At 59.7% G+C, this 25142-nt stretch carries 28 protein-coding genes and 1 pseudogene; 12 read left to right on the forward strand and 17 right to left on the reverse strand.

From position 1 onward, the window contains the following. Window positions 1-3: 3 nt before the first annotated feature. Window positions 4-1146 carry an elongation factor P maturation arginine rhamnosyltransferase EarP gene (earP, locus tag AB4P97_RS14740; protein WP_395601269.1) on the reverse strand — a complete coding sequence of 381 codons (1143 nt, stop codon included), beginning with the start codon at window positions 1144-1146 and terminating at the stop codon, window positions 4-6. 124 nt (window positions 1147-1270) lie between these two features. Between earP and AB4P97_RS14745 the strand changes: the two genes are divergently transcribed. Together AB4P97_RS14745 and AB4P97_RS14750 are read left to right on the forward strand one after the other, a co-directional pair. Beyond that, the gene (locus AB4P97_RS14745) at window positions 1271-1678 is read left to right on the forward strand and encodes a hypothetical protein (protein ID WP_047302375.1); all 408 of its coding nucleotides are present in this window, start codon (window positions 1271-1273) and stop codon (window positions 1676-1678) included. A gap of 2 nt (window positions 1679-1680) precedes the next feature. Continuing rightward, complete coding sequence (locus tag AB4P97_RS14750) at window positions 1681-2163, forward strand: GreA/GreB family elongation factor (protein WP_210622889.1); 483 nt, start codon at window positions 1681-1683, stop codon at window positions 2161-2163. Window positions 2164-2172: 9 nt separating this feature from the next. On the opposite strand, the gene cysB is transcribed toward AB4P97_RS14750, so the two are convergent. The 5 genes from cysB to AB4P97_RS14775 all read right to left on the reverse strand — a co-directional run bounded on the left by cysB (window position 2173) and on the right by AB4P97_RS14775 (window position 6138). Beyond that, window positions 2173-3147, reverse strand: coding sequence for an HTH-type transcriptional regulator CysB (gene cysB / locus AB4P97_RS14755; RefSeq protein WP_042560273.1), 975 nt, complete (start codon window positions 3145-3147; stop codon window positions 2173-2175). A 113-nt stretch (window positions 3148-3260) separates the two neighbouring features. Then, complete coding sequence (locus AB4P97_RS14760) at window positions 3261-3764, reverse strand: universal stress protein (protein WP_042560274.1); 504 nt, start codon at window positions 3762-3764, stop codon at window positions 3261-3263. Window positions 3765-3861: 97 nt separating this feature from the next. Next, on the reverse strand, window positions 3862-4767 hold the full coding sequence (locus AB4P97_RS14765) for a 5'-nucleotidase (protein ID WP_042560275.1): 906 nt from the start codon (window positions 4765-4767) through the stop codon (window positions 3862-3864). A gap of 30 nt (window positions 4768-4797) precedes the next feature. Then, window positions 4798-5751, reverse strand: coding sequence for a putative 2-dehydropantoate 2-reductase (locus AB4P97_RS14770; RefSeq protein WP_395601270.1), 954 nt, complete (start codon window positions 5749-5751; stop codon window positions 4798-4800). Beyond that, the gene (locus AB4P97_RS14775; protein ID WP_395601271.1) at window positions 5752-6138 is read right to left on the reverse strand and encodes a thioredoxin family protein; all 387 of its coding nucleotides are present in this window, start codon (window positions 6136-6138) and stop codon (window positions 5752-5754) included. Here AB4P97_RS14775 and AB4P97_RS14780 point away from each other — a divergent pair. Continuing rightward, window positions 6137-6580 (forward strand): PilZ domain-containing protein, encoded by a 444-nt coding sequence (locus AB4P97_RS14780; RefSeq protein WP_042560278.1) that lies wholly within the window; start codon window positions 6137-6139, stop codon window positions 6578-6580. The genes AB4P97_RS14775 and AB4P97_RS14780 overlap by 2 nt on opposite strands. Window positions 6581-6709: 129 nt before the next feature. Then, the gene (locus AB4P97_RS14785) at window positions 6710-7786 is read left to right on the forward strand and encodes a 3-deoxy-7-phosphoheptulonate synthase (protein ID WP_042560279.1); all 1077 of its coding nucleotides are present in this window, start codon (window positions 6710-6712) and stop codon (window positions 7784-7786) included. Window positions 7787-7846: 60 nt separating this feature from the next. Here the strand turns inward: AB4P97_RS14785 and AB4P97_RS14790 are convergent, their stop codons facing one another. Next, complete coding sequence (locus AB4P97_RS14790) at window positions 7847-8128, reverse strand: GNAT family N-acetyltransferase (protein ID WP_003226804.1); 282 nt, start codon at window positions 8126-8128, stop codon at window positions 7847-7849. 636 nt (window positions 8129-8764) lie between these two features. On the opposite strand from AB4P97_RS14790, the gene oprI reads away from it, so the two are divergent. After that, window positions 8765-9016 (forward strand): outer membrane lipoprotei OprI, encoded by a 252-nt coding sequence (oprI, locus tag AB4P97_RS14795; protein ID WP_003183784.1) that lies wholly within the window; start codon window positions 8765-8767, stop codon window positions 9014-9016. A gap of 124 nt (window positions 9017-9140) precedes the next feature. Here the strand turns inward: oprI and AB4P97_RS14800 are convergent, their stop codons facing one another. The 3 genes from AB4P97_RS14800 to AB4P97_RS14810 form a co-directional block, all read right to left on the reverse strand. Then, entirely contained in the window at window positions 9141-10112 is a 972-nt protein-coding gene (locus AB4P97_RS14800) for a L,D-transpeptidase family protein (protein WP_395601272.1), read from the reverse strand. 108 nt (window positions 10113-10220) lie between these two features. Next, a complete protein-coding gene (locus AB4P97_RS14805; protein ID WP_007908575.1) occupies window positions 10221-10514 on the reverse strand; it encodes a hypothetical protein in 294 nt (97 codons plus the stop codon). Window positions 10515-10571: 57 nt separating this feature from the next. Continuing rightward, the gene (locus AB4P97_RS14810) at window positions 10572-11177 is read right to left on the reverse strand and encodes an arylesterase (protein WP_042560281.1); all 606 of its coding nucleotides are present in this window, start codon (window positions 11175-11177) and stop codon (window positions 10572-10574) included. A 10-nt stretch (window positions 11178-11187) separates the two neighbouring features. On the opposite strand from AB4P97_RS14810, the gene AB4P97_RS14815 reads away from it, so the two are divergent. From AB4P97_RS14815 to greB, 3 genes are read left to right on the forward strand one after another with little or no spacing between them, the layout of a single operon-like run. After that, window positions 11188-11871: an ABC transporter ATP-binding protein gene (locus tag AB4P97_RS14815; protein WP_042560282.1), complete on the forward strand. Its 684-nt coding sequence runs from the start codon at window positions 11188-11190 to the stop codon at window positions 11869-11871. Further along, on the forward strand, window positions 11871-14375 hold the full coding sequence (locus tag AB4P97_RS14820) for an ABC transporter permease (protein WP_395601273.1): 2505 nt from the start codon (window positions 11871-11873) through the stop codon (window positions 14373-14375). Before AB4P97_RS14815 ends, AB4P97_RS14820 begins: the two co-directional genes overlap by 1 nt. Before the next feature lie 34 nt (window positions 14376-14409). Next, window positions 14410-14907, forward strand: coding sequence for a transcription elongation factor GreB (gene greB / locus AB4P97_RS14825; RefSeq protein ID WP_025113125.1), 498 nt, complete (start codon window positions 14410-14412; stop codon window positions 14905-14907). On the opposite strand, the gene AB4P97_RS14830 is transcribed toward greB, so the two are convergent. From AB4P97_RS14830 to AB4P97_RS14840, 3 genes are all read right to left on the reverse strand, one after another. Continuing rightward, entirely contained in the window at window positions 14908-15216 is a 309-nt protein-coding gene (locus tag AB4P97_RS14830) for a hypothetical protein (RefSeq protein ID WP_042560318.1), read from the reverse strand. It abuts the gene before it with no gap. Between the two features lie 248 nt (window positions 15217-15464). Further along, window positions 15465-15899 (reverse strand): DoxX family protein, encoded by a 435-nt coding sequence (locus AB4P97_RS14835; protein ID WP_047302390.1) that lies wholly within the window; start codon window positions 15897-15899, stop codon window positions 15465-15467. Between the two features lie 107 nt (window positions 15900-16006). After that, entirely contained in the window at window positions 16007-17428 is a 1422-nt protein-coding gene (locus AB4P97_RS14840) for a transglycosylase SLT domain-containing protein (RefSeq protein WP_047302392.1), read from the reverse strand. Between the two features lie 236 nt (window positions 17429-17664). Here AB4P97_RS14840 and AB4P97_RS14845 point away from each other — a divergent pair, with 236 nt between their 5' ends. From AB4P97_RS14845 to AB4P97_RS14855, 3 genes and pseudogenes are all read left to right on the forward strand, one after another. Further along, entirely contained in the window at window positions 17665-18471 is an 807-nt protein-coding gene (locus AB4P97_RS14845) for a TatD family hydrolase (RefSeq protein ID WP_395601274.1), read from the forward strand. Window positions 18472-18656: 185 nt separating this feature from the next. Then, window positions 18657-20138: a methyl-accepting chemotaxis protein gene (locus AB4P97_RS14850; protein ID WP_273877704.1), complete on the forward strand. Its 1482-nt coding sequence runs from the start codon at window positions 18657-18659 to the stop codon at window positions 20136-20138. A 228-nt stretch (window positions 20139-20366) separates the two neighbouring features. Next, window positions 20367-20597: pseudogene (locus AB4P97_RS14855) on the forward strand (terminase); the annotation flags it as partial. Between the two features lie 23 nt (window positions 20598-20620). Here AB4P97_RS14855 and AB4P97_RS14860 read toward each other — a convergent pair. The 3 genes from AB4P97_RS14860 to AB4P97_RS14870 all read right to left on the reverse strand — a co-directional run bounded on the left by AB4P97_RS14860 (window position 20621) and on the right by AB4P97_RS14870 (window position 22698). Continuing rightward, complete coding sequence (locus tag AB4P97_RS14860) at window positions 20621-21415, reverse strand: acyl-CoA thioesterase II (protein WP_042560323.1); 795 nt, start codon at window positions 21413-21415, stop codon at window positions 20621-20623. Window positions 21416-21574: 159 nt separating this feature from the next. Continuing rightward, a complete protein-coding gene (locus tag AB4P97_RS14865) occupies window positions 21575-22339 on the reverse strand; it encodes a CHAD domain-containing protein (protein WP_200616732.1) in 765 nt (254 codons plus the stop codon). Window positions 22340-22419: 80 nt separating this feature from the next. Continuing rightward, window positions 22420-22698, reverse strand: coding sequence for a hypothetical protein (locus AB4P97_RS14870; protein ID WP_042560325.1), 279 nt, complete (start codon window positions 22696-22698; stop codon window positions 22420-22422). 216 nt (window positions 22699-22914) lie between these two features. Between AB4P97_RS14870 and AB4P97_RS14875 the strand changes: the two genes are divergently transcribed. Continuing rightward, the gene (locus AB4P97_RS14875) at window positions 22915-23961 is read left to right on the forward strand and encodes a patatin-like phospholipase family protein (protein ID WP_042560326.1); all 1047 of its coding nucleotides are present in this window, start codon (window positions 22915-22917) and stop codon (window positions 23959-23961) included. A gap of 465 nt (window positions 23962-24426) precedes the next feature. On the opposite strand, the gene AB4P97_RS14880 is transcribed toward AB4P97_RS14875, so the two are convergent. After that, window positions 24427-25125, reverse strand: a complete 699-nt coding sequence (locus tag AB4P97_RS14880) for a response regulator (RefSeq protein WP_042560327.1) — start codon at window positions 25123-25125, stop codon at window positions 24427-24429. Between the last annotated feature and the right edge of the window lie 17 nt (window positions 25126-25142).

Genomic DNA, 25142 nt, shown 5'->3' on the forward strand with positions numbered 1-25142 from the left:
GTATCATATCCAATTTAGGTAAAACTGTACCAGCGCTGCGGCAAGATCGGCCTGCAAGCCTTGTTCCAGACACCATGCTTCGGCATTTTCCTGCAGTTCTGGCCAGTGTTTACGCGCGCTAAGCCATTGATCGCCAATCGGCTGCCCCGCACTCCACGCCTGCCACAGACCGTTCATCGCATGGGCTGCTGCCGGCGAGAGGCCTTTCGTATACAGGGCAAGGAAGGCATCGAGCTTGTCCAGATGGATGTCTTCGTCCTGCTGATAGATGTGCCACAGCATCGGCCGCCCCGCCCACTGCGCCCGGACAAATGAGTCTTCACCGCGCACCGCGTTGAAATCGCAGCACCAGAGCAAGTGATCGTATTGATCCTGACGGATGAACGGCAGCACCTGCACGGTCAACGCCTTACGGACATCAATAGCTCCGACGGCCAAGGATTCCACCCCAAGCCATCGCGCAACGTCACCGAGAATCCGCCCTTCCGGCACCAGCAAATGCGTGGGCGTCGCGCCTGCGGCCAGCACGTCCAGCCAACTGGCCAGCCCGGCGTTCTCGTAGGCAAACAACGAGATCAACTGTGCGTTGGGCGCACGCTCGACGCCCAGACCTTGCAGGAATTGTCGCTGCGCGTGGGCATCGCGCTGAAACTTCCGTCGTTGCTCAAGCAATCCTCGTTCGCGCAGCAGTCCACCCGTGCCGGGGCGGAACCCCGGAAAGAAGAAGATTTTCTGCACCGACTTGTATTTGACCGATGGCAGGCCGTGGCACCCGGTGACCCAGTCTTCGGCACTGAGATAGTCGAGGTTCAACCACAGCGGTGGCTTCTCCCGTTCGGCCATGACGTCCATATAGGCACTCGGTAACTGGCAGGCGAACGCCGCGATCACCACGTCAGCGGCGTCGATGGGCAACCACTCGCTCGGCCAGTGCCGCACCTCTACACCTTGCTGCCATTGTTGCGCGGCGTTGATATCGATCTCTGGACAAATACGTTCGAACGCACGCAGATCATCAACCCACAGCCGCACGGCCAGCGAATGCTCGGCCACCAATTGTCGGGCCAGACGCCAGGTCACGCCGATGTCGCCATAGTTGTCGACGACGGTGCAAAAAATATCCCAGCGGGTATTCAGTGACGGCATTCAAGACTCCCGTTGGCAAAAGCACCGATTGTCCGCATTAATGAGCTGATGCAGAAGAGCCGACGGCGATTAATCTTCGTGCGACAATCGCCCCTTGCCCGCAACCATCCGCCAGGAGGCAGCCATGCCCTATCGTCCCAACCCGCGTCGCCCCTTGCCTGTTCAGCTTAGCGCGCTGCATTTGACCGGCAGTATTGCCTTGGGTATGTGGCTGGGTTTCCTCGCGATCGCGCTGACCTGCTGGCTGCTCTCGCGTTTTGTGTTCAACGAACAACTGGCGCCGGTGGCCCAAGCAGTGCAGCAACTGGCGGCTCCACCCGTTGTGCAACCGGCGCCGGACATTGCGCCGCAGAGTCCACTGTTCGACCAGTACGAAGAAAACCTGCGCAAGAACGAGCAACAGAATCGTCTGGATCAGGCACGCGACAGCCGCCGCAATCTGTCCAATCCGAAATGTCAGTTCTGGTTGCAACAGGACCAAACCGCGCCCAGCGAAAAAAGCCGCGCCAACGTTTTGCAATTCTGCGATTGATCATGAACAAAAACAGCGTCCACCAACTGATTCTCGACAAGCTGCGCATCGACCTCGATATAGCCGAACGCGCCGCGCAAACCGCTTACGAAACCGCGACCCACGAAGAGAACATCGCCGAGAACAAGTACGACACGCTTGGACTTGAGGCGTCTTATCTGGCGGCGGGGCAAGCGAAACGCGTCGAGGAAATCCGACAGTCACTGGCGCTGTGCCAGAACCTGACGCTGCGTCCCTATGACGAAAACCGTGGCATCGAGGTTGGCGCCCTTCTCGGCCTGGAAGACGAAAAGGGTCGCGAGCAATGGCTGTTCCTGGCGCCGGACGCCGCAGGCTTGAAAATCGATGTGGTGGGTCAACCGATTACCGTCATCACGCCGCGCTCGCCGCTGGGCAAAAGCCTGCTGGGCAAGCTCGAGGGGGATGAGGTGGAGATTCTGGTGGCGGGCACCCGGCAACAATTTGCTGTTACCGAGGTGCTCTGAGGCAGGCGATCAGTGGACCGGCAGTTCGACGCCGTCGAACAGCTCTTCCAGCTCCTGCTTGTTGTGGCAGGCGATGGCTTTGGCCATTACTTCGCGGGTCAGGTGCGGGGCAAACTTCTCGATGAAGTCGCACATGAAACCACGCAGGAAGGTGCCGCGACGGAAACCGATCTTGGTGACGCTCGACTCGAACAACTCGCTGGCATCCAGTACCACCAGGTCGCTGTCGAGTTTGGTATCGACCGCCATTTTGGCGACGATGCCCACGCCCAGTCCCAGGCGCACGTAGGTTTTGATCACGTCGGCGTCGGCGGCAGTGAACACCACTTTCGGCGTGAGACCACGATGGCTGAAGGCTTCGTCGAGTTTCGAACGGCCGGTGAAGCCGAACACGTAAGTCACGATCGGGTATTCAGCCAGCGCTTCGAGGGTCAGCTTCGGCAGTTTGGTCAGCGGGTGGCCCTGTGGCACGACCACGCAGCGGTTCCAGCGGTAGCACGGCATCATCACCAGATCGCCGAACAGTTCCAGCGCTTCGGTGGCGATGGCGAAATCGACGGTGCCGTCAGCTGCCATTTCGGCGATCTGCATCGGTGAGCCCTGATGCATGTGCAGCGCCACGTCCGGGTATTGCTTGATGAAGTTGCTGATCACCGGCGGCAGTGCATAACGTGCCTGAGTGTGGGTAGTGGCGATCGACAGGGTGCCTTTCTTCTCGTTGGAGAATTCCTGGGCGATCTGCTTGATGCTTTCAACCTTGCGCAGAATCTCACCGGCGGTGGTGATGATGCGCTCACCGGCAGGGGTGACGCGGGTCAGGTGCTTGCCGCTGCGGGCAAATACTTCAACGCCGAGTTCGTCTTCCAGCAGTCGGATCTGTTTACTGATGCCCGGTTGCGAGGTGTAAAGGCTTTGGGCTGTGGCGGAAACGTTGAGGTCGTGGTGCGCCACTTCCCAGATGTAGCGCAATTGTTGAAGCTTCATATGTATCCCTCAAAGCAGGTAGACGCCACGGGCATCAGCGACGGTATATAACTATATTAATGGTTTAAAGAATAAATCTAGAACTTTTTTGTCAAAGCGCCATTATTCCTGCCTCAGCGATCTTCGCGCCGCCGCCGCTCCACCAACGGCACCAGATAAACCGGGACCTTGGCCAATTGCAGGACCCGCGCCGCCGTGCGCCCCAATGGTGTTTCCGCGCCTACCCCGTGGCTATGACTTCCTACGATCAGCAGATCGACAGAGAGTTTCTGCACCTGGTCGAGAATCACCTGTGACGGATCCCCCTGCACCACGCGCACGGCTCGAATCCGCTGCAAGTCCTGCTCGCCCTCTTCCCCAAGCTCTTCGCGAAAACTCTCCAGTACGCGCTGCTCGATATTGGCGATGACTGTTTTCAGACCCTGGCTATGGAATTCGTTCAACGCCTGCTCGTCGAGATAACTCTGCAACACCGATTCGGCGAACAGCCCCATCGGCTCCACCGCGTGAACCACATACAGATCGGCATCGAATGTCCTAGCCAACGCCAAGGCATGCTGCATCACTAACGGTGCGTACAGACCGAGGTCAGTGGCATACAGCATCGAATGAATCATATGACCTCCTCGCTAGCCAACATGGCGGAGATTTGATTCAGCTTAGCAGTGCCTTGACGAGTACGACGGGAGACGCAACGTCTTGAAGCACGAGGCTTTAGATCGACGGCTCGTTGCTGATGCCATGCGGCACATGGCCGGTGGCGACCACTTCACGGGCCAGTTCGCAATGACCGGCCTGATCGTCGAAGAACACGTCGGCGGCAAACGCTTCGAGAAACGCCGATTTGGTCAGGCCACCGAGAAACAGGGATTCGTCGAGGCGGATGTCCCATTCACGCAACGTGCGAATCACCCGCTCATGGGCCGGCGCCGAGCGCGCGGTGACCAGCGCCGTGCGGATCGGGCAGTCGTCGTCAGGGAACTCGCGCTGCAACAGATTGAGCGCCGCCAGAAAGCCTTTGAACGGCCCGCCACGCAATGGCTCACGCGCCGACTCTCGTTCCTTGGCCTGGAATGCTTCGAGCCCACCGGACTGATAAACCCGCTCCGACTCGTCGGAAAAAATCACGGCGTCACCGTCGAAGGCGATGCGCAATTCATCGCTGGCTGCGCGACTGGCGCCTCCGGACAAAATCGTCGCCGCCGCAAAACCGGCATCCAGCGCAGCGCGCACGTCTTCGGCATGCGTGGAGAGAAACAGGTCGCAACCAAACGCTTTGAGGTAGGGATAAGGACTGCGCCCACCGACGAACGCCGCGCGGGAAATGGCCAGACCATAATGGTGAATCGAATTGAAGACGCGCAATCCGGTGTCGGCGCTGTTGCGCGACACCAGAATCACTTCTACCCGTGCACGGCCGAGACGACTGTTCAGGTTCAGGAGTTTTTCCACCAGCGGGAACGCATCACCCGGCGCGAGGATCTCGTCTTCGTGTTCGATCTGATATTGCCGGTACGCTTCGACGCCGCTCGACAGGTAAACCTTGTGGCTCTCGCTCAGGTCGAACAAGGCACGCGACGAAATCGCCAGCACCAGTTTGTCATCAATGTTTTTCGCCATGCCTTCCCCCACCCTGCGCAAAAAACCGACTCACGTGTTGCGTCGGTCAATAAAACTCAATGTTCGATACAACGCTTCGATGCGCGGCAGTTCACACCCTGCCGCTTTCGCCGCCGCCAGGGGCCTGGCGTAGATGGCCTCCAGTTCCAGCGGTCGCTTGTGCACAAAGTCGTGGTACATGCTCGGCCAATAGTCGGGCAGTTTCTCGGTCATCGTAAACAGGAAGTCGGCGTAACCGGGCGCCACGTCCTGGCCGCAAGCCTTGGCGCCCTGCACAACCTCGGCCATCAACGCCTGGATCAGCGCGCGACTGTCAGCATCGGCCATCAGCGCCGTGGTGCCCGCGCCGAGCAGCACCGAGAGACCGTTGTAGGGAATGTTCCAGATCAGCTTCTGCCAACGCGCCTGATGCAGATTGGGCATCGCCTGAGAATCAATGCCGGCGGCACGGAACAACTCGGAACCCACTTCGACGATGGCCATGCGCGCCACATCATCAGTAGCAGGGCCGCTGTGATAACCGACGTTGACTGCGCCGAGCGCCTGATGGGTGATCAGACCCGGGCCGTTGCGATGCACGCAAATCAGGCACAGACCGCCGAGCAGATGCAGGGAGTCCGGCAACAATTCGCGCAGGCTGTCTTCGACGTCCAGACCGTTTTGCAGCACCAGCACTTTCGCGCCTGGCTTGGCCGCCGCAATGATCGATGGCGCCAGCCCGGCATTGCTGGTGGTCTTGGCGCCGACCAGCAGCCAGTCGCATTTTGGCATGTCTTCAGCTGCCGAATAGGCCTGCACCGGATCGAGCTTGAGCGGGCCATGTACCGCACTGTCCACCTGCAAGCCACGTTCGGCCACGGCAGAAAATTCGCTGCGCAACAGAAAGTGCACATCGAACCCCGCCCGCGCCAGCATCAACCCGTAGAACCCGCCGATCGCACCGGTGCCGATAATCCCCACCACCGGTTTGTTGATTGTCCCCATTTATGGCAACTCCTCTGCAATTCGAACCAGTGCCTGCGCCAATGCAGTGTTGAGTGCGTCAGCTGTCAGGCGCGTGTGCAATGCACCAAAGAACTCGCCGTCGCGCACGACAAACAGCGCCGGCAAATGAAAGACCTGATAACGCTCGACCAGACCGCCGTTGTTGCCCGCATCGATCCAGCACAGACGATCCACCGCCAGTGCGAATCCCGGCAGCACTTCGCGGGCGAAGCGGCAACTGGCGCAGCCGACGCTGGTGAAAATCACCAGCGAAACGCCGCTCATCGCCAACAGCCTTTGGTCGGCGTCGAAATCGGTCAGTTCGGATTCGACCACTATACTGGGGGAAACAATGTCAAATGGCTGACACAGGGAGTCTGTGCTCATGGGACGTTTCATTCCTCATCCGGACGAAGTGCCGGTTGAACTGACGTTGCTCACGCCCGAATGTATTTCCAGGCAACAGCTGCACACTATCAGCCTCGGCGGCATCGCTTGCAATTACCACCGTGCCTGGCGCCATGGCACGGCGCTGCAAGTACGGCTGCCGACACTCAACGCCGACATGTGTTTTCCGGGCTATGTGGCTTGGTGTCTGCGCCGCAAAAAAGGTTATCTGGTGGGCATCGCCTTCACTGACGAACAAACGCTGTTCAGTGCACGAATGGGTGAGCAGGTGTGTCAGATTGAACGCTACTGCCGCATCAACGACGCCCACGATGGCCTGCAGAATATTCAAGCGGTGGCCCTGCAATGGGTCGAACAACACGCCGACGAGTTCTCCCATGACAGCGTGAGCAAGGCTTTTACCCTGCCAGTGCTGGATTAAAGCGGCGTTTGCCCATTGTCGAGCAGCGCCTGACGCGCTAAGGTTCCGCTCCCCGACGCGCTTAAATCCGCTGTGCTCCGCCGCGCGGGGATCGCTGGCGGCCGGCACCCGTGACCTGACGAGTAAACGATGGCTGATTTACCGATCAACGACCTAAACGTCGCCTCTAACGAGACCCTGATCACACCTGATCAGCTCAAGCGTGATATCCCTCTGAGCGACGCCGCCCTGCGCACCGTCACCAAGGGCCGCGAAGTCATTCGCAACATTCTTGATGGCACCGACCACCGTCTGTTCGTAGTGATCGGCCCGTGCTCGATCCACGACATCAAGGCTGCCCACGAATACGCCGAGCGCCTGAAGGTGCTGGCCGCGGAAGTCTCCGACACCTTGTATCTGGTCATGCGCGTGTATTTCGAAAAGCCGCGGACCACCGTCGGCTGGAAAGGCCTGATCAACGATCCGTATCTGGACGACTCGTTCAAGATCCAGGACGGTCTGCACATCGGTCGTCAGTTGCTGCTGGACCTGGCTGAAAAAGGCCTGCCGACCGCGACCGAAGCCCTCGACCCGATCTCCCCGCAGTATCTGCAGGACTTGATCAGCTGGTCGGCCATCGGCGCGCGTACCACCGAATCCCAGACTCACCGTGAAATGGCTTCCGGCCTGTCCTCGGCAGTCGGTTTCAAGAACGGCACCGATGGCGGCCTGACCGTGGCGATCAACGCCTTGCAGTCGGTCTCCAGCCCGCACCGTTTCCTGGGGATCAACCAGGAAGGTGGCGTGTCGATCGTCACCACCAAAGGCAACGCTTACGGCCACGTGGTGCTGCGTGGCGGCAATGGCAAGCCGAACTACGACTCGGTCAGCGTTGCGCTGTGCGAGCAGGCGTTGAACAAGGCGAAGATCAAGCCGAACATCATGGTCGACTGCAGCCACGCCAACTCCAACAAGGATCCGGCCCTGCAACCGCTGGTGATGGAAAACGTCGCCAACCAGATCCTCGAAGGCAACCAGTCGATCATCGGCCTGATGGTCGAGAGTCACTTGAACTGGGGCTGCCAGGCGATTCCGAAAGACCTCGCCGATCTGCAATACGGCGTGTCGATCACCGATGCCTGCATCGACTGGTCCGCTACCGAAAACACCCTGCGCAGCATGCACGCCAAGCTCAAGGATGTTCTGCCAAAACGCCAGCGCAGCTGATACGCGTTTTACAGGCATAAAAAAACGCCGGGCATTGCCCGGCGTTTTTGTGTGCTCGATTCAGATCTTTGCGGCGCGGCGCTGGTGACGCTCCATGTAGCGCTCGACGTAGGAGCAGGATGGAATCACCGTGTAGCCCATTTCTTCGGCATATTGCAGCGCGCTTTCCGTCAGCGCCGCCGCAATGCCACGACCGCGCAAGGCGTTGGGCACGAACGTGCGATAGATATCCAGGGTCTGTTTCCCCAGATCCATATAGGTCAGGTAGGCACGATGACCGTCCACATTGGTCTCGAACTGATGACCAGCCTGGTCATGGTGGATGGACAACGCCTCGCTCATCACTACTCCTCGCGGGTCTTGGATTCTGACCCCTACCTTACCGATGTTTTTCCGGCGAAGGAACATCTACGCCACCCCGTGCCTGATCGACACCGAGAAGAGACACACCGATCTCGTACAACCGAGCACCTGATAAATAGTAGGCACCATTGGCAAAATTGCTCAAGGTACGCTCGTCATCAAGCGGGTTGACGCGGGTTGCTCCGATGGACGCAGGGACGGTTTGGGAGCAGATCTTCCCGGGCCGCTTACCTGAACATTGCCGGATGTTGAGACTTAAGACGTGCAACCTTTTTTAAAGTCACCTCAACATGGACAAAGATAAGCGAAGCAGCACGCAAAATCGGAACAAAAGTGTGGACGAATTCATCTAGAAAGACTTTAGCCAACACTGCAAAAACAACACGCCATGACGGGAACTTTTTCTGTTTGACTCGCTCAGCGCGGGGCTTGCAGCTGGTTGTTTTTTAAACAGACCAGTTAAAAGTTGCTCGAAAAAGAATCAGCGCCTACAATTTTTTTGCTTCTTGCTCTACGTCAGTTTACTTACTACAAGTAATGGGTAGTATGTACGCCGGCTATTTCCTCAATCGGAGGAGACAGCCACTTAATTGAAAGTCCTTGAAGGGGAACACGATGAACAACGTTCTGAAATTCTCTGCTCTGGCTCTGGCCGCAGTTCTGGCTACCGGTTGCAGCAGCGCATCGAAAGAAACCGAAGCACGTCTGACCGCTACTGAAGACGCAGCTGCTCGCTCCCAGGCTCGTGCAGACGAAGCTTACCGTAAAGCTGATGAAGCTCTGGCTGCTGCTCAAAAAGCACAACAGACTGCTGACGAAGCTAACGAGCGTGCTCTGCGCATGCTGGAAAAAGCTAGCCGCAAGTAATAGTCCTTCGGGATTATTATCAAGCCGACCCATATTTTGGGTCGGCTTTTTTGTGCCGGATGCTTTTGTCCGGACAATAAAAAACCCGCCGACGCTCACGCATCGGCGGGTTCTTTGTTTGAGCTTACTGCTGCAGATCGATTGGGGCGCTGGAGACCATCGGCGCCGAGGTGCCAGGCGTACCGATTTCGGTTGGCAGGCCATCTTCGGCTGCGACTACATCGCGCACCACATCCCAATTCATGCGCAGGTTGTTGGTGATGTCTTCACGCTTGAGCATCGCGTTGATCACCGCCGTGTGCTTGTCGACCACCGACGGATTACCTTTTTCGTCGATCGGCGTGTGCGCTTCCAGATAGACCTTGCCGCCACTGCGACCGAACTTGTACGCATCATTGAGGATGCGCACCGAAGTCCCGACCGGCACCATGCCAGCCATTTCCAGCACATTGTTGTTGAACATGCGGAAGCAACCGTGACTGGTGCGCATGCCAATGCCGAACTTCTTGTTCGAACCGTGGATCAGGTAACCCGGCGTGCCCAGGGTGAACTTGAACGGGCCCAGCGGGTTGTCAGGACCGGCCGGCACCACGTTTGGCAGCGGATCACCATCAGCGGCGTGTTCAGCCTTGATCGACGCTGGAGGCGTCCAGGTCGGATTAGGGGTTTTGGCGGTGATGGTGGTGTGCGCGATCGGCGAGCCCCAACCTTCACGCCCGATACCCAGCGGGAAGGTGTACACCACGTTCCGGCCTTTGGGGTAGTAATAGAGGCGGTATTCGGCAAGGTTGATGACGATACCTTCACGCGGGCCCGGCGGCAGAATGAAACGCGTCGGCAGAACGATCTCGGTACCGGCACCTGGCAGCCAGGCATCGACGCCCGGGTTGGCTGCGACCATTTCCGAATAGCCCAGATCGTAGGTGGTGCCCAGATCGGCGAAGGTGTCTTCGTACTTGGCTTTGATCACTTGCACCTGGCCGACGATGTCTTCACCGGGTGGTGGCAAGGGAAGCTCCAATGCAGCAACGGGACCGGCCACACACAGGGCGGCAAGTGACAGGCAGCGGGTGACGGCAGGAAAGCGCGGCAACATCCGGAAAATCCTTCGCGTGATCAACAAGGGTATAAGAGCGCGATTGTACACCGCACTTGGAATATTCGGGGAGACAGGCCGATAGACCGTGCCTGCGCTCTTTTTATCTTAGAGCTCGAAACGCAACTCGGGCCAGATCGGCGAAGTGCCACGCTTCTGCGACTCAAGAATCGCCCGGCACAGCGAGCACAGCCGCTGGTCCTGAAAGACCCGGCGATCCACGCTCGACCAGCGCGGTTGCGCCGGCAGCAGGCTGCCGCACAAGGTGCGATCGGCCGAGCCACCGAGTTCGAGTTGACGTGTCACCAGATGCACCCGCACTTCCTGGCAGGCGAACAGATCCAGCTGCTCGTCAGGCTCGATCAGTTGATAGGCAAAAAGGGACCAGGCAGAACGCGACATCGGGGCCTCCGATTAAGGGGGCGCCACATTAGCCGAAAGCCTGCCGCTAGAAAAGCCTCAAAGCAGCGGTTTCAGCGTCGGCCAGACATTTTCCAGCAACTTGCCTTGAGCCCCGGCCGCCGGGTGCAGGCCATCGGCCTGCATCAGGTCCGGATGACCGCCCACGCCGTCGAGGAAAAACGGCACCAGCGGGATTTTCTTGTCGTCGGCGAGTTTGCCGTAAACCTCGGCGAAAGCATCGGTGTAGCGCTTGCCATAGTTGGGCGGCAACTGCATGCCCAGCAGCAGCACCTTCGCGCCGCTTTGTCGCGAACTGTCGATCATCGCCGCAAGGTTTTGTTGCAATTGCGTTGGCGGCATTCCGCGCAGGCCGTCATTGCCGCCCAGTTCGAGGATGACCAGATCAGGCTTATGCTCTGCAAGCAGCGCGGGCAGCCGCGCCTGGCCTCCGGCACTGGTGTCGCCGCTGATGGAGGCATTGACCACTTTATCGTCGAAACCCTCCTGTTCAAGCCGTTGCTCAAGCAACGACACCCACCCCAAACGGGTATCCAGGCCGAAACCGGCGCTGATACTATCGCCAACGATCAGGACAGTACCCGCCGCTGCGTTCTGGGCCATGCACATCAAGGCCAGGCCAGCACTCAAAAACCACACTCGCATCGGATTCTCCATGGGCGCAAGCATTCTCACCGCGAAGAACCTCAGCAAAGTGGTTTCCAGCGCGGAAGGTGAACTGACTATCCTGCACGAACTCAGCCTGGAACTGAACAAGGGCGACAGCCTGGCCATCGTTGGCGCGTCCGGTTCCGGCAAATCCACCCTCCTGGGCCTGCTCGCCGGACTCGACCTGCCCAGCAGCGGCGAAGTCACGCTCGCCGGCCAGGACCTGAGCGGTCTCGACGAAGACCAGCGCGCGCGCATTCGTGCCGAGCACGTTGGTTTCGTCTTTCAGTCATTCCAATTGCTCGACAGCCTCAATGCCCTGGAAAACGTCATGTTGCCGCTGGAGCTTGATGGCCGCAAAGACGCCCGTGAGCGCGCCACCCAATTGCTGCAACGGGTCGGCCTCGGCCAGCGCCTGACGCACTCTCCGCGCCAATTGTCCGGTGGCGAGCAACAACGTGTGGCGATTGCCCGGGCGTTTGCTGCCGAACCTGACGTGCTGTTCGCCGATGAACCCACCGGCAACCTCGATAGCCACACCGGCGAACGCATCAGCGACTTGCTGTTCGAATTGAACAAGGAACGCGGCACCACGCTGGTGCTGGTGACCCACGACGAACGCCTGGCCCACCGCTGCCGGCGCCTGATCCGTCTTGAAGCCGGGCTGTTGGTCGCCCCACTGGAGCCTTGATGGCACGTCTGCCGCTATTGCGTCTGTTCAGCCTCGCCATCCGCCAACTGCTGCGCGATGCCCGCGCCGGAGAATTGCGGGTATTGTTCTTCGCCCTGGTCGTGGCGGTGGCGGCGAGTACCGCCATCGGGTATTTCGGCGCTCGCCTCAACGGCGCCATGATGTTGCGTGCCACCGAGTTTCTCGGCGCAGACCTGGTGCTTGAAGGCAGCTCGCCGGCCCGTGAGGAGCAGATCAGGAGCGGCACCGAACTGCGTCTGAACCATGCGCAAGTGGTGGAGTTCTCCAGCGTCATCGCCACCGACAACGGCATTCAGTTGTCGAGCATCAAAGCGGTTGATCGCGCTTATCCATTGCGCGGCGAACTGAAAAGCGCGCCGGCGCCCTTCGCCACTGAAGAGACCGGTGGCGAACCACAACCGGGCGAAGCCTGGGTCGAGGCACGTCTGCTGACTGCGCTGGATCTGAAGATCGGCGACAGCATTGATGTCGGCTCAAAGACATTGAAGCTGACCCGGGTGCTGACCTACGAACCGGATCGCGCCGGCAACTTCTACAGCCTGACGCCGCGGGTGCTGATCAATCTCGACGATCTTGCCGCCACCGCAGTGGTGCAGCCCGGCAGTCGGGTGAGCTACCGCGAACTGTGGCGCGGCGAGCCGCAAGCGCTGGAAACCTATCGACAGTTGATCAAACCGGGGCTCGCGGCGAACCAGCGGATTCAGGATGCCCGCGACGGCAACCGACAGATTGGTGGCGCGTTGGGCAAAGCCGAACGCTATCTGAACATGGCCAGCCTGGTCGCGGTGTTGCTGGCCGGGGTGGCCGTCGCTCTGTCGGCAAATCGCTTCGCCAGCCGTCGTTTCGATGCCAGTGCGTTGCTGCGTTGCCTCGGCTTGTCACGCCGCGAAACCATGGTGTTGTTCAGCCTGCAACTGACGGTACTTGGTCTGCTCGCCAGCCTCAGCGGCGCTTTGCTTGGCTGGTTGGCACAGTTGGGTTTGTTTGCGCTGTTGCATGATCTGTTGCCGAGTGATGTGCCACCGGGCGGCCTGTTTCCGGCCATCGCCGGGATCGGCACCGGGTTGGTGGCGCTGGCAGGTTTCGCCCTGCCGCCGCTCGCCGCGCTGGGTCGTGTACCGCCATTGCGCGTGCTACGCCGCGACATGCTGCCGATCCCATCGAGTACCTGGATGGTTTACGGTGCCGCTTTGGGCGCTCTAGGCCTGATCATGTGGCGCCTGAGCCTTGATCTGCTGCTGACGTTCGCACTGCTCGGCGGTGGCGTCGTCGCTGCGCTGGTGCTGGGTGGCCTGTTGCTGTTGTTGCTGCAAAGCCTGCGGCGGATGCTCGCCCGTGCATCGTTGCCGTGGCGTCTTGGCCTCGGCCAACTGTTGCGCCACCCACTGGCCGCAGCGGGTCAATCGTTGGCCTTCGGACTGATCCTGTTGTCCATGGCGCTGATCGCGCTGTTGCGTGGCGAACTGCTCGACACCTGGCAAAACCAGCTGCCAAAAAACGCGCCGAACTACTTTGCCCTGAATATTCTGCCGGCGGACAAACAGGCTTTCACCGATCACCTGATCAAGGTGTCTGCGCAAGCGGCGCCGCTGTACCCGGTCGTGCCGGGGCGGCTGATCAGCATCAACGGTGAGCCGGTGCAGCAAATCGTCAGCAAGGATTCTGCCGGCGACCGCGCGGTGCAACGTGACCTCAGCCTGACCTGGGCCGCGGATATGCCCGCCGGCAACAAACTGACAGCCGGATCGTGGTGGACCGACCAGCCAACCGGTGATGTACCGGGAGTGTCAGTGGAAGGCAAAGTTGCCGAGAGCCTCAAGCTCAAGCTGGGCGACCACATGGTGTTCAGTGTTGGCGGGGTCAATCGCGAAGCGAAAGTCACCAGCCTGCGCGATATCAACTGGGACAACTTCCAGCCGAACTTCTTCATGATCTTCCAGCCCGGCACATTGAAGGATCTGCCAGCGACCTACCTGACCAGTTTCTATCTGGCCGCGGGTCACGACCAGCATATCGTCGAACTGTCGCGCGCCTTCCCGGCGGTGACCATCCTTCAGGTCGAAGCCTTGCTTGAACAGCTGCGCAGCATCCTCGCCCAGGTCACTCTGGCGGTGGAATACGTGCTGTTGTTTGTCCTGGCGGCGGGCATGGCCGTGCTGTTCTCCGGGTTGCAAGCGACGCTGGATGAACGCATCCGCCAAGGTGCGCTCCTGCGTGCATTGGGTGCGGAGCGGCAATTGCTGATCAAGGCCCGGCGCATCGAGTTCGGCCTGCTCGGCGCGGTCAGCGGTTTGCTCGCGGCGATTGGCTCGGAAGTGGTGAGTCTGGTGCTGTATCGATACGCGTTCGATCTGCCGTGGCATCCGCATCCGTGGCTGCTGGTGCTACCGCTGATTGGCGCAGTGCTGATTGGCGGCGCTGGCGTGTTCGGCACGCGCCGGGCACTCAACGCAAGTCCGCTGACAGTGTTGCGCGAGGGTTGATAGACTCAAGCGCTCGTCACCACAAGAAGTTGCCATGAGCCGTTATCGCCCTCCCCGCACCGCCGGCACCGCGCTGATCACCCCTGAAGGTGAAGCGCGGATGCGCGCCGAATTCCATGAGTTGTGGCACGTGCGCCGCCCGCAAGTGACGCAATCGGTCAGTGAGGCGGCGGCTCAGGGGGATCGCTCGGAAAACGCTGAATACACCTACGGCAAGAAGATGCTGCGCGAAATCGACAGTCGTGTGCGCTTCCTCACCAAACGTCTGGAAGCACTCAAGGTTGTCAGCGAAAAACCCAGCGATCCGAACAAGGTCTACTTCGGCGCTTGGGTCACCATCGAGGACGAAGACGGCAAGCAATCGCGCTACCGCATCGTTGGCCCTGATGAACTGGATCTGAAGCTGGGCCTGATCAGCATTGATTCGCCGTTGGCCCGCGCCTTGATTGGCAAGGCGCTGGATGCCGAAGTGCGCGTGCAAACCCCGACCGGCGAACAATGCGTTTACATCGTGGCGATCGATTACCCGTAATCAGCGACGGGTAATCAGCCCCTGCCGCGCGACACGCACCAGTTGCTTGATCATTTCAGAGGCCTCTTCCTGACTCGGCGACTGAATCACCGCCAGATCGAAACTGTCACTGGCAAAACGCGTCAGCGACTCACCGTCCTCAACGAACTGGATCAGGAACGCGGCAGGACCGCCGCTGCGCCGTGGCCAGCCGTCGAGATAACGCAACAGCGTCGGCTGATGTTTACCGCCAAGGAGGATTTTTGGATTGCGCTGGGTGATATGTGCCGTAATCGGCGCGGGACGTGCTGGAGGGCGTAATGCATTCATTGGTCGTGTCTCTGCCTCAAAAGTCTGCATGGCAGGTGAGAGGCAACACCGAACCAGCGCTTTAGCGGTATTTCGAAGCCCTGTTCCGGCTTCTGACGGTGACTGATCGAGTCACCTGGCGCCCCGCAAGTAGCTGTTTAAATCGGCGCATGGGCAACATCCTAGAGAACGTGACCGATCAGTGTCAAGAATCAGCCACAACAAAAAAAGGCCCGCACAATGCGGGCCTTTTGCTTGAGCCAGAGCGGTCAACCGGCGATGGCGCGGTCCACCGATAGCTTGCCGGCGCCCTCGATCAGTACCGCGAGGCTGCCACCGAGCAAAGCCAAGGCGAACTCGTAACCGTTGTTGGCCATGAACAGACCGTTGCTGATGTGCACGGTAAAGATCGCCACCAGCGACAGGACGGTCAAACCCAAGGCTGCCGGACGAACCAGCAGGCCGATGATCAGCGCCAGGCCAGCAAAAAACTCGGTACCACCCGACAGGACGGCCATGGCGTAACCCGGCGTCAGACCCAGGCTCTCCATGTACTGCGCAGTGCCGGCAAGTCCATATCCACCGAACATTCCGAAGAGTTTTTGTGCGCCATGAGCGGCGAAGATCACGCCGACTACGATGCGCAGGATGGTCAGGCCGTAGCCAGCGCGGGTGAACAGTACCTTGTTGATCAGAGAGCTCATGTTGCGTTCCTTGTTTTGCGAAAGTGTGTGTGGGTTGGCCGCTATATTAATCAGTTATTTTCATGTTTAAAGCGCAAATATTTCGCCATAACAATCGATTTATTTGATTATTTCCGTGAGACAACTTTCTGTCCGCCGGGCTCCAACGACTCCCGCTCCCGATCGAACGCCAAGTAATACTTGTTCACGCTATTAACATAGCTGACGGCCCCCATTCCCACCTGCTCCATGGCAATACGCTCGACCTGAAAGAACCACTGGTTGGGATTGAGTCCACGGCGCCGCGCTTCGGCGCGCATGCCTTGCACTCGCTCGGGGCCGATGTTGTAGGCCGCCAGCGTGAACGCCATGCGTTCACGCTCGTTAAGTTTGGGGCTGTTGAAGAACTTGCGGCGGATCAGCGCCAGGTACTTGGCCCCGGCCTGCACGTTTGCATCAAGATTCTGGATATTGTTCACGCCGACGCGCTGGGCGGCGGATGGCGTGATCTGCATCAGTCCGGTCGGGCCACTGCCGCTGCGGGCGTTGGGCTGCAGCGCCGATTCCTTGAACGCCAGCGCTGCCAGGTTCAACCAATCCATATTTTGTGCAGCAGCATGTTTTTGCAGGGTCGGGCGCAGTTTTTCCAGACGCTGACGGTCGGCCTTGGCCAATGGATAGTGAACCTGATAGAGCCGGCGATAAATGCGCAGAAACGCCGCGTCTTCGTTCGCCGGTTTCTTGTAACCGCTGATGAAGCGGTCGACGCTGGCCCGCAACATCGACGCATCACGGCGCACGAACCAGTTTTCCTCACCCGGCTCACTGATCACCAGTTGTCGATCAACACGCAGCTTGGGCAGGATCTTGCCCCAGCGCTCGGCAATCGGCAGTTCAACGACGGTGAGTTGAAAAATGCCGCCCTGAACCATCTCCAGCACATCCTCGACGGCCAGCGTCGGATCGACCCATTCGATCTTGATCGGCGCGAGTTTGTGCAACGCCAGTTTTTGATTGAGCTGACTGATCGCCTCCCCTGCTGCGCTGCCGGTGGGCAACGCGAGGGTTTTACCGGCGAGTTGCTCGACCTTGGTGTAGCGCCGCTGGCCTTTGATGCCCACCAGCACCAACGGCACGTTGCTGGCGATCGGTTCACTGCTGGCCACCGCATAACCCGGTTGCAGTTCGAGCAATTCCCCGGGCGCCACCAGGTCACCTTCCCCACGCTGCAACGCGCCGAGCAGTTGATCCTTGGCTTTGGGAATGATCTTGAGGGTAATTTCCTGGCCATCCCGGGAGTGGCCATTGAGGTATTGCTCGAAGGCACGCAGGCGATGGTATTCGACGCCGATGGCCTGGCCCTGGACTTCACCGGAACTGTTACGGCTCTGGTTGACCAGCACCCGCAACACGCGGCTGCTGCGAATCTCCGAAAGATCGCGGACTTTGGCGGCGGGCACGGCTTGTAGCGGCCCGGGCAGACGCGCAACCGCCGTCATTGGCAGTAGCAACGATGCACACAACAGCAGCAAAACCGAGGGACGAATCATCCACTCTCCGGAAAGGATACGGGGCAAAATCACCGCGCAACGGTTGAAATCACCGACGAAAACAGAGCGCCTGGAGCGCTGGCAACGTGCGAGAGACTGGCACAGTGATGGCATTGCTGCCAACCCAAGCTGTTTCGCGGCATCAAAAGACAGCGATAAGTCTTTGTAGTTCTTGGCTTTTCTTATGAATCTACAGCTCTGGTATGCTTTCCGGCCTTCGGCCCGAGGTAGCAACCATGCAACTCATCGATATCGGCGTCAACCTGACCAACCCAAGTTTCGCCGACAAACACCAGGCCGTACTCGACCGCGCCTATGCCGCCGGGGTCTGCCAACTGGTGCTGACCGGCACCAGCGTCGAGGGGAGCGAGCAGGCGCTGGAACTCTGCCAGCATCTGGATGAAAGCGGTCAACGACTGTTCGCCACCGCCGGGATTCACCCGCATTCGGCCAGTGACTGGAACGCTGACAGCGCCCGACGCCTGCGCAGTATGCTGAAGGAATCCAGCGTGGTCGCGGTGGGTGAATGCGGGCTGGATTTCAACCGCGATTTCTCGCCGCGCCCGCAGCAGGAAAAAGTCCTCGAAGAGCATCTGGCACTGGCCGTTGAACTGCAATTGCCGGTGTTCTTGCACGAGCGCGATGCCAGTCAGCGCCTGCTGGAGATTCTCAAGGATTTCCGCGATCAACTGCCCGCCGCCGTGGTGCATTGCTTCACCGGCGAACAAAAGGCATTATTCAGCTATCTCGACCTGGATCTGCACATCGGCATTACCGGCTGGATCTGTGACGAGCGCCGAGGCACGCATCTGCATCCGCTGGTCAAGGAGGTCAAGCGCGGGCGGCTGATGCTCGAGAGTGACGCGCCGTATTTGCTGCCACGCACCCTGCGACCGAAACCGAAGAACGGACGCAATGAGCCGGCGTATCTGACTGAGGTGTTGCGTGAGGTGGCGTTGCATCGGGGTGAGACCGAAGAAGATCTGGCGGCGCACACGACCGCTAGCAGCCGGGCATTTTTTGGTCTCCCTGAAGTGGCCTGAACATCAAAAGATCGCAGCCTTCGGCAGCTCCTACATGGACGGCATTCCCTTGTAGGAGCTGCCGGAGGCTGCGATCTTTTTCTTTCACCACCGGATCTGTTGACCCACATCAAATAGGCTCCCCTGCATAGCGGCACAATGCTGGCACCTTGCCAAAACTGTTTCCGCTATCAGAGAAGACCTCCATGGGTGCCTGGCTTAGCAACATCTCGCTGAAATACAAATTCTGGGCGGTCAACGCGGTCGCCTTCGTCACCACCCTGCTGCTGGTGCTATATGCCGTTCAACTCGAACAGCAGGCGCGCAGTCACGCGGCCCAATCGTCGGCGCAAACTCAGGCGCAGTTGCTCAAGGCCTGGCCTGTCGGGCAACCGCTGCCCAAGGCCGAGCAAGTGCTGACGTTTAAACGCGGCGAAGTACCGCGCCTCAACGATCAGCCGCTGCTGGAGATCACCGAAAGCAATGGCTGGCACGAGATCAATCACCTGCCATTGTTCGGCGACAACCTGCTGCTCGGTGCCGAAGTTTTCAGCCGCGCCGACGGTCAGCAAGTCGCGGTCGTCGCTTATGGCCCCAGCCTGACTCAAGTGTTCGGGGAGCGCTTCGCCAATTACGCGGTGGCGGTGTTCATCCTGATGCTTGCCATGCTTGGCGCTTCGCAACTGCTGATCCGCTTCCTGCTCAGCCAACTGAACACGTTGAAAGACGTGATGCTGCACGTTGAAAAAAGCGGCGACCTCTGCGCCCGCGTGCCGCTGGCCGGCAAGGATGAAGTCGGGCAGATGGCCAATGCGTTCAATGCGATGCAGGCCGGTTATCAGCGCGTCGTCACCACTGTCGCCAATACCGCACGGCAACTGGATGTCGGGGCTGCGCGCCTGGCGTCGAGCATGAACGAAGTGCGTCACGGCATGCTCGGCCAACAGAGTGAAACCGATCAGGCGGCCACGGCGATCAACGAAATGACCGCCACCGTTTACCACATCGCCCAGCACGCCGGCGCCACCCGCGATCTGTCACAAACCGCCGATGCCCTCGCCGGCAGCGGCCAGCAAGTGGTGGCACGGGTTCAGCATTCGATTACCGGCCTGTCCAGCGGCGTGCAACAGACCGCGCAGATGATTCAACGGCTGGCCGAGGACAGCCAGAAGATCAACGGCGTGGTCGGCGTGATTCACAGCATCGCCGAACAAACCAATCTGCTCGCGCTCAACGCCGCCATCGAGGCGGCCCGCGCTGGTGAGATGGGCCGTGGGTTTGCGGTGGTCGCCGATGAAGTGCGCAACCTGGCCAAACGCGTGCAGACCTCCACCGACGAGATCACCACCATGGTGTCGGCGTTGCAGGCCGGCACGCGTGATGCGGTAGATTTCATGCAGGAGAGTTCGTACAAGGCTGACGATTGTGTGCAGCAGGCGCAGGAAGCGGGCGAGGCGCTGGCGGAAATCACTGGAGCGGTGGCGCAGATGCGTGAGAGCAACACGCAGATCGCGGTCGCGGCAGAGCAGCAAAGTCAGGTCGCCGAGGAGATGAATCGGGCGGTGGTGAGCATTCGCGATGTGACCGAGAACACCGTGCAGCAGACAGTGGATTCGGCGACGACCAGTAATGAGTTGGCGACGTTGGCGGGGGAACTGAGCAAAGCCATTGGACAGTTGAAACTCTGAGGGCCCATCGCGGGCAAGCCCGCTCCCACAGGGATCTTTAGCGGACGCAAATTATGTGAGCACCGTTCAAGCCAGTGGGAGCGAGCTTGCCCTCGATGGCGTCAGCCCGGTCAATATCAATTCCTGCGATGAAGCCTATCGCGTTCATAGCCAAGCTTGATTCGCCGCCCTTCACGCCCCGGCCTATTCTTCACCCATGTGTTCAACACGGATCGAGGAGTAGCAGACATGGGCAAACGTCACCCCAACCTTCCCGCGTGGCAATGGCGCACCCACCCGGGCAATCAACAGCATCCGACCCATCAGGTGCTGCACTTGATCGCAGTGCCGTTGTTCATCGTGGCGTTTCTGTTGATCGTTTCCGGTGTGTTCAGCCTGAGCCTGGTCAGCGTGGCCATCGGTGTGATTGGCATCGTCGCGGCGCTGGGTTTACAGCGCCACGGTCACCACCTGGAAGCGTGAGCGCCAGCGTCGGCATCGAGTCAGGCAAAGATCGTGACAGTCTGGCGACTCATGGCGATCAGTTCCCCTTGCGCGCTCCACAGCTTGGCGGCGACATGGCCGTAACCGTCGGCGGCGTACTCGATGTCTGCCAGATATTGGCACCAGTCCAGCGTACTCAAGTCGCGTAGCGGCTGAACGAATTCGATGGTCCAGGTCAACGTGCTGCCCGGTGCAGGCTTTTTCAGATACGGCAACAGCGCGGGTGGCCACGCATCCACCAGTGCCAGCAGATGCGCTTCACTGACCGGCTCTTCTTTCACATCCCCACGCAGACGTACCCAACCGCCCATCAGCCGCGATGGGGTGCCGGTGAACGGCATGCCGCCGTTGGTCCAGCGCATCGCCAGGTGGCGCATGAACTCCGGGGTCACGCCTTTGATGTACGGCAACTCCTGGCATTCGTCCCAGTGCTTCATTTGCGGAGCGGGATACGCTTCAACCGCTACCTCTGATGGTCGTGAGGCACCAAAGCTGCCCTGGACGATCGTCACCACCTGACCGTTCTGCATCGCCCGGCCCAGCACCTGGCTGACGGCTTTGCCTTCCCGCAGAACATCGACTTCGAATTGCACCGGCACTTCGGGCTCGACGGGGCCGACAAAGGTGATCGCCAGCGAACGCACCGGGCGATCCGCCGGCACCCTGGCGCGCATGGCCTCGAATTGCAGCGCAGCCACCAGGCCACCGAAACTCGCGCGGCCCTGACCCCATTCGGCGGGAATGGTCAGTTCCGGACCACGACGGACCGCATCAAGCAGATCGCTAAAGCGCATGCCAACCTCAAAAAACGAAAAATGAATGCGAGGATCTTAACCAGCCACGCAGGGCGCCGCAGCGTCTATTCCGGTCAAATGGGCAGACAGATAGGCCTTACACCGATTTCAAACCCAATGAAAAACCCCTGTAGGAGCTGCCGAAGGGAAATTGCGAGATTATTTGAAACAGGATGAGCTGAGTTTTTCGAGCACCCGATCGGCCTTGGCTTCAGCCTTGATCATGGTCGCCTGCCAGGTCGCGACACATGGCTGCAGGTCCGGTTCCAGCTCGGCCCGCGCCAGCCACTGCCAGCAATCGTGCCAATCACCCAAGGCCCCTTGCGCGGATTTCAGCCGTTCCAGCGCTGACTCGGGCAAGCGATCCAGTTCGGGATAAGCTTCGATGCCATAACGCACACGCTTGATCAGCAGGCGCAGACGATGCCGGTCATGGGCCGGATCGTGCAGCGCTTCGTCGAGTTTTTCCCATTGTTTGCCGAGGCGTTTTTCGATGCGCTTGCCCAGACGCTTGAGCAGGCCCTGACGCTGCGAGGCACGCAAGAAGCGCGGAAAAGCGTCGAGGATCATCAGCAGCGAGGCCACTTCCTGGCTCGCCGCCAGCGCCGGGTAGGCTTCGGCCATCTGCGCCATGCGTCGCTGTGCGGCTTCGGGTTGATCGTGTTCGAGCAGATACGCCGCCAGCACTTCGCGATCACGCCACGGCGTGGTCAACTGGCCGACCGCCGACGCTGCGTCTTCCAGTTGCTCGACACCCGGCAAGCCGCGCAACGGCCGCAACAGACTGCGCAAGCGTCGCACCGTGGTGCGCAGATCGTGCAGCGCCTCAGGGTCGGTACGCGCGGTGAGGCGCGCCTGACAGGCCAGCAATCGTACTTCCAGGCTCAGGACATGAGCCACCAAGCCGTCAACCAACGCAGACATCACTTGCTCCCTGATTCAAAAAGCCTGTCGACTGAGTCTGCAATGTCACAGCCTCAGCCGACTTGTGCCAAGTCAGCAGCTTAGCGGCCGGCGCGGGATTCGCGAATATAGAAACGCGCCTTCTCGGCCTTGTTCGCACAGCCTTCGAAGCCTTCAAATTGTTGCTGGGTCTTGGCGGCCGTCAGCAATGACAGCGCTTTGGAATAACTCACGGTGCCGGCAAAGCCTTCGGCCTTGGCCAGGTCCAGCTCATGCCACGCGGTGTCGAGCTGGCTGCCGCAGCTGTCGCGGTAAGCGGTTTTACCGGCGCAACCGGCCAATGCCAGGGCCAACAACGGTACACAGATCCAGGCTTTCATCACTCACACCTCAAAGATAGGTCAACAGTCGTGCAGGTAAGACGATAAGGCTGCGAAAAAGTGCCTTGCCGCCCCATGAATAGGCGATGGCCAGAGGATAGCGCCGAGTGGTCAAACAGTATCGAAAAAACGACGTCATCGGCGCGCAGAACGACCTCGGCGATTGAGCCCCCTGCCCGATGGGTGCATTGTGCAACCTTGTCGGGAGGAAGTTTGATGAAAAAGCGTGTCGCACTGGTGCTGGGCTCCGGTGGCGCCCGGGGTTACGCCCATATCGGAGTCATTGAAGAGATCGAACGACGCGGTTATGACATCGCCTGTATTGCCGGTTGTTCGATGGGCGCAGTGGTTGGCGGGATCTACGCCGCCGGCAAGCTCGATGAATACAAGAACTGGATCGAAAGCCTGGATTACCTCGACGTGCTGCGCCTGGTGGACGTGAGTTTCCGCCTCGGCGCGATTCGCGGAGAAAAGGTCTTCGGTCAGATCCGCAAGATCGTCGGCGATATCAACATTGAAGACCTGCGTATTCCTTACACCGCAGTCGCCGCCGACCTCACCAACCAGCAGGAAATCTGGTTTCAGGAAGGCTGTCTGCATCAGGCCATGCGCGCTTCGGCGGCGATTCCCAGCCTGTTCACCCCGGTGATGCAAGGCAACCGGATGCTGGTTGACGGCGGGATTCTCAACCCGCTGCCGATCGTGCCGGTGGTGTCGAGTCATTGCGATCTGATCATCGCGGTCAATCTCAACTCGACCAACCAGCGGCATTACAAATTACCGGTGATCCAGCGCCCGCCCGCCTTCCGCTCGCGGTTCGACAGCCTGATCAATTCGCTCGGTTCGAAGATGCCGTTCCGTCGCACCCAGGCAGAGAAGATGTTGAAACTGGAGCAGGAAGCGCTGCGCGCGCAGGCCGCTGAAATCAATCCCTGGATTGAAGGCGCCGAACCGGAAAACCAGCAACCGGCAGCCGCCCCGGAGCGTGAAGGCGCACCGAAATCCGCAACCGGTTCATTCATCATCGATAACGTGGGGCCGGCGTCATTGCTGGACTTGATCAACCAGAGTTTCGAGGTGATGCAGACCTCGTTGGCGCAGTACAAGATTGCGGGGTATCCGCCGGACATCCTGATCAACGTGCCGAAGCGGGTGTGCCGGTTTTTCGAGTTCTACAAGGCGCCGGAGTTGATCGCGCTGGGAAGGGAAATTGCGCGGGATACCCTGGATCGGTATGAAGAGGAGCAAAACAGAGAACCCTGAAATTCTCTGCTGAATGTCAGGCCCTCATCGCTGGCAAGCCAGCTCCCACAGTGTTTAGTGTGAAAGACAAGCTCAAACACACCCGAGATACCTGTGGGAGAGTCCTGAAGTTCTCTGCTGAATGTCAGGCCCTCATCGCTGGCAAGCCAGCTCCCACAGTGTTTAGTGTGAAAGACAAGCGCAAACACACCCGAGATACCTGTGGGAGAGTCCTGAAACTCTCTGCTGAATGCCAGGCCCTCATCGCTGGCAAGCCAGCTCCCACAGTGTTTAGTGTGAAAGACAAGCTCAAACACACCCGAGATACCTGTGGGAGAGTCCTGAAGTTCTCTGCTGAATGCCAGGCCCTCATCGCTGGCAAGCCAGCTCCCAAAGTGTTTAGTGTGAAAGACAAGCGCAAACACACCCGAGATACCTGTGGGAGCTGGCTTGCCAGCGATTAGGCCAGAAAGGACAACATAAAATTCAAAGGGTGTTGTCGCTAATCAGCCGATACCCGACCCCCGCCTCTGTCACGATAAACCGTGGCCGCGTCGGATCATCCGCCAGTTTCTGGCGCAAATGCCCAACCACGATCCGCAGGTAATGACTGTCCTCGGTGTGCGTCGGCCCCCAGATATCCTTGAGCAATTGTTGCTGGGTGATCACCCGTCCCGGATGCCGCGCCAGTTGTGCCAGCACCGCATATTCCTTGCGGGTCAGGGCCACTTCGACGCCATCAAGCAACACCCGTCGATAGGCCAGGTCCACCGTCAGCGGGCCGAAATTCAGCGCTGCCTGCTGCGCTTCTCCCACTGGCGCCTGACGCAACAACGCGCGCACCCGCGCCAGAAACTCCTGAATGCCGAACGGTTTGGTCACGTAGTCGTTGGCGCCGCCGTCCAATGCCTCGACCTTCTGCCCTTCGCTGGCGCGCACCGACAGCACCAGCACCGGCGCCGTGGCCCACTCGCGAAATTCGCGCAGCACTTGCTGGCCGTCCATGTCCGGCAGGCCGAGGTCGAGCACCAGCAGGTCCGGTTTATTCAGCGCGGCTTGCGCCAGGCCCTCGGCGCCGGTGCCGGCCTCGAGCACTTTGTAGCCTTGTGAAACGAGGCTGATGCGCAGGAACTTGCGGATCTGCGGTTCGTCGTCGATGACCAAAATGGTCGCGGTCTGGCTCATGAATTCACATCAACACA

It is taken from the genome of Pseudomonas sp. A1230, from assembly GCF_044218825.1.
Taxonomy (GTDB): domain Bacteria; phylum Pseudomonadota; class Gammaproteobacteria; order Pseudomonadales; family Pseudomonadaceae; genus Aquipseudomonas; species Aquipseudomonas iridis.

Coding starts and splice junctions, on each gene's coding strand:
- AB4P97_RS14770 (WP_395601270.1), bottom strand. CDS start 5,751: ATGGGGACAATCAACAAACCGGTGGTGGGGATTATCGGCACCGGTGCG.
- AB4P97_RS14845 (WP_395601274.1), top strand. CDS start 17,665: ATGCAACTCATCGATATCGGCGTCAACCTGACCAACCCAAGTTTCGCC.
- AB4P97_RS14775 (WP_395601271.1), bottom strand. CDS start 6,138: ATGAGCACAGACTCCCTGTGTCAGCCATTTGACATTGTTTCCCCCAGT.
- AB4P97_RS14805 (WP_007908575.1), bottom strand. CDS start 10,514: ATGTCGCGTTCTGCCTGGTCCCTTTTTGCCTATCAACTGATCGAGCCT.
- AB4P97_RS14850 (WP_273877704.1), top strand. CDS start 18,657: ATGGGTGCCTGGCTTAGCAACATCTCGCTGAAATACAAATTCTGGGCG.
- AB4P97_RS14785 (WP_042560279.1), top strand. CDS start 6,710: ATGGCTGATTTACCGATCAACGACCTAAACGTCGCCTCTAACGAGACC.
- AB4P97_RS14820 (WP_395601273.1), top strand. CDS start 11,871: ATGGCACGTCTGCCGCTATTGCGTCTGTTCAGCCTCGCCATCCGCCAA.
- earP (WP_395601269.1), bottom strand. CDS start 1,146: ATGCCGTCACTGAATACCCGCTGGGATATTTTTTGCACCGTCGTCGAC.
- AB4P97_RS14800 (WP_395601272.1), bottom strand. CDS start 10,112: ATGTTGCCGCGCTTTCCTGCCGTCACCCGCTGCCTGTCACTTGCCGCC.
- AB4P97_RS14745 (WP_047302375.1), top strand. CDS start 1,271: ATGCCCTATCGTCCCAACCCGCGTCGCCCCTTGCCTGTTCAGCTTAGC.
- AB4P97_RS14810 (WP_042560281.1), bottom strand. CDS start 11,177: ATGCGAGTGTGGTTTTTGAGTGCTGGCCTGGCCTTGATGTGCATGGCC.
- cysB (WP_042560273.1), bottom strand. CDS start 3,147: ATGAAGCTTCAACAATTGCGCTACATCTGGGAAGTGGCGCACCACGAC.
- greB (WP_025113125.1), top strand. CDS start 14,410: ATGAGCCGTTATCGCCCTCCCCGCACCGCCGGCACCGCGCTGATCACC.
- AB4P97_RS14870 (WP_042560325.1), bottom strand. CDS start 22,698: ATGAAAGCCTGGATCTGTGTACCGTTGTTGGCCCTGGCATTGGCCGGT.
- AB4P97_RS14880 (WP_042560327.1), bottom strand. CDS start 25,125: ATGAGCCAGACCGCGACCATTTTGGTCATCGACGACGAACCGCAGATC.
- AB4P97_RS14815 (WP_042560282.1), top strand. CDS start 11,188: ATGGGCGCAAGCATTCTCACCGCGAAGAACCTCAGCAAAGTGGTTTCC.
- oprI (WP_003183784.1), top strand. CDS start 8,765: ATGAACAACGTTCTGAAATTCTCTGCTCTGGCTCTGGCCGCAGTTCTG.
- AB4P97_RS14780 (WP_042560278.1), top strand. CDS start 6,137: ATGGGACGTTTCATTCCTCATCCGGACGAAGTGCCGGTTGAACTGACG.
- AB4P97_RS14865 (WP_200616732.1), bottom strand. CDS start 22,339: ATGTCTGCGTTGGTTGACGGCTTGGTGGCTCATGTCCTGAGCCTGGAA.
- AB4P97_RS14875 (WP_042560326.1), top strand. CDS start 22,915: ATGAAAAAGCGTGTCGCACTGGTGCTGGGCTCCGGTGGCGCCCGGGGT.
- AB4P97_RS14790 (WP_003226804.1), bottom strand. CDS start 8,128: ATGAGCGAGGCGTTGTCCATCCACCATGACCAGGCTGGTCATCAGTTC.
- AB4P97_RS14750 (WP_210622889.1), top strand. CDS start 1,681: ATGAACAAAAACAGCGTCCACCAACTGATTCTCGACAAGCTGCGCATC.
- AB4P97_RS14860 (WP_042560323.1), bottom strand. CDS start 21,415: ATGCGCTTTAGCGATCTGCTTGATGCGGTCCGTCGTGGTCCGGAACTG.
- AB4P97_RS14830 (WP_042560318.1), bottom strand. CDS start 15,216: ATGAATGCATTACGCCCTCCAGCACGTCCCGCGCCGATTACGGCACAT.
- AB4P97_RS14835 (WP_047302390.1), bottom strand. CDS start 15,899: ATGAGCTCTCTGATCAACAAGGTACTGTTCACCCGCGCTGGCTACGGC.
- AB4P97_RS14840 (WP_047302392.1), bottom strand. CDS start 17,428: ATGATTCGTCCCTCGGTTTTGCTGCTGTTGTGTGCATCGTTGCTACTG.
- AB4P97_RS14760 (WP_042560274.1), bottom strand. CDS start 3,764: ATGATTCATTCGATGCTGTATGCCACTGACCTCGGTCTGTACGCACCG.
- AB4P97_RS14765 (WP_042560275.1), bottom strand. CDS start 4,767: ATGGCGAAAAACATTGATGACAAACTGGTGCTGGCGATTTCGTCGCGT.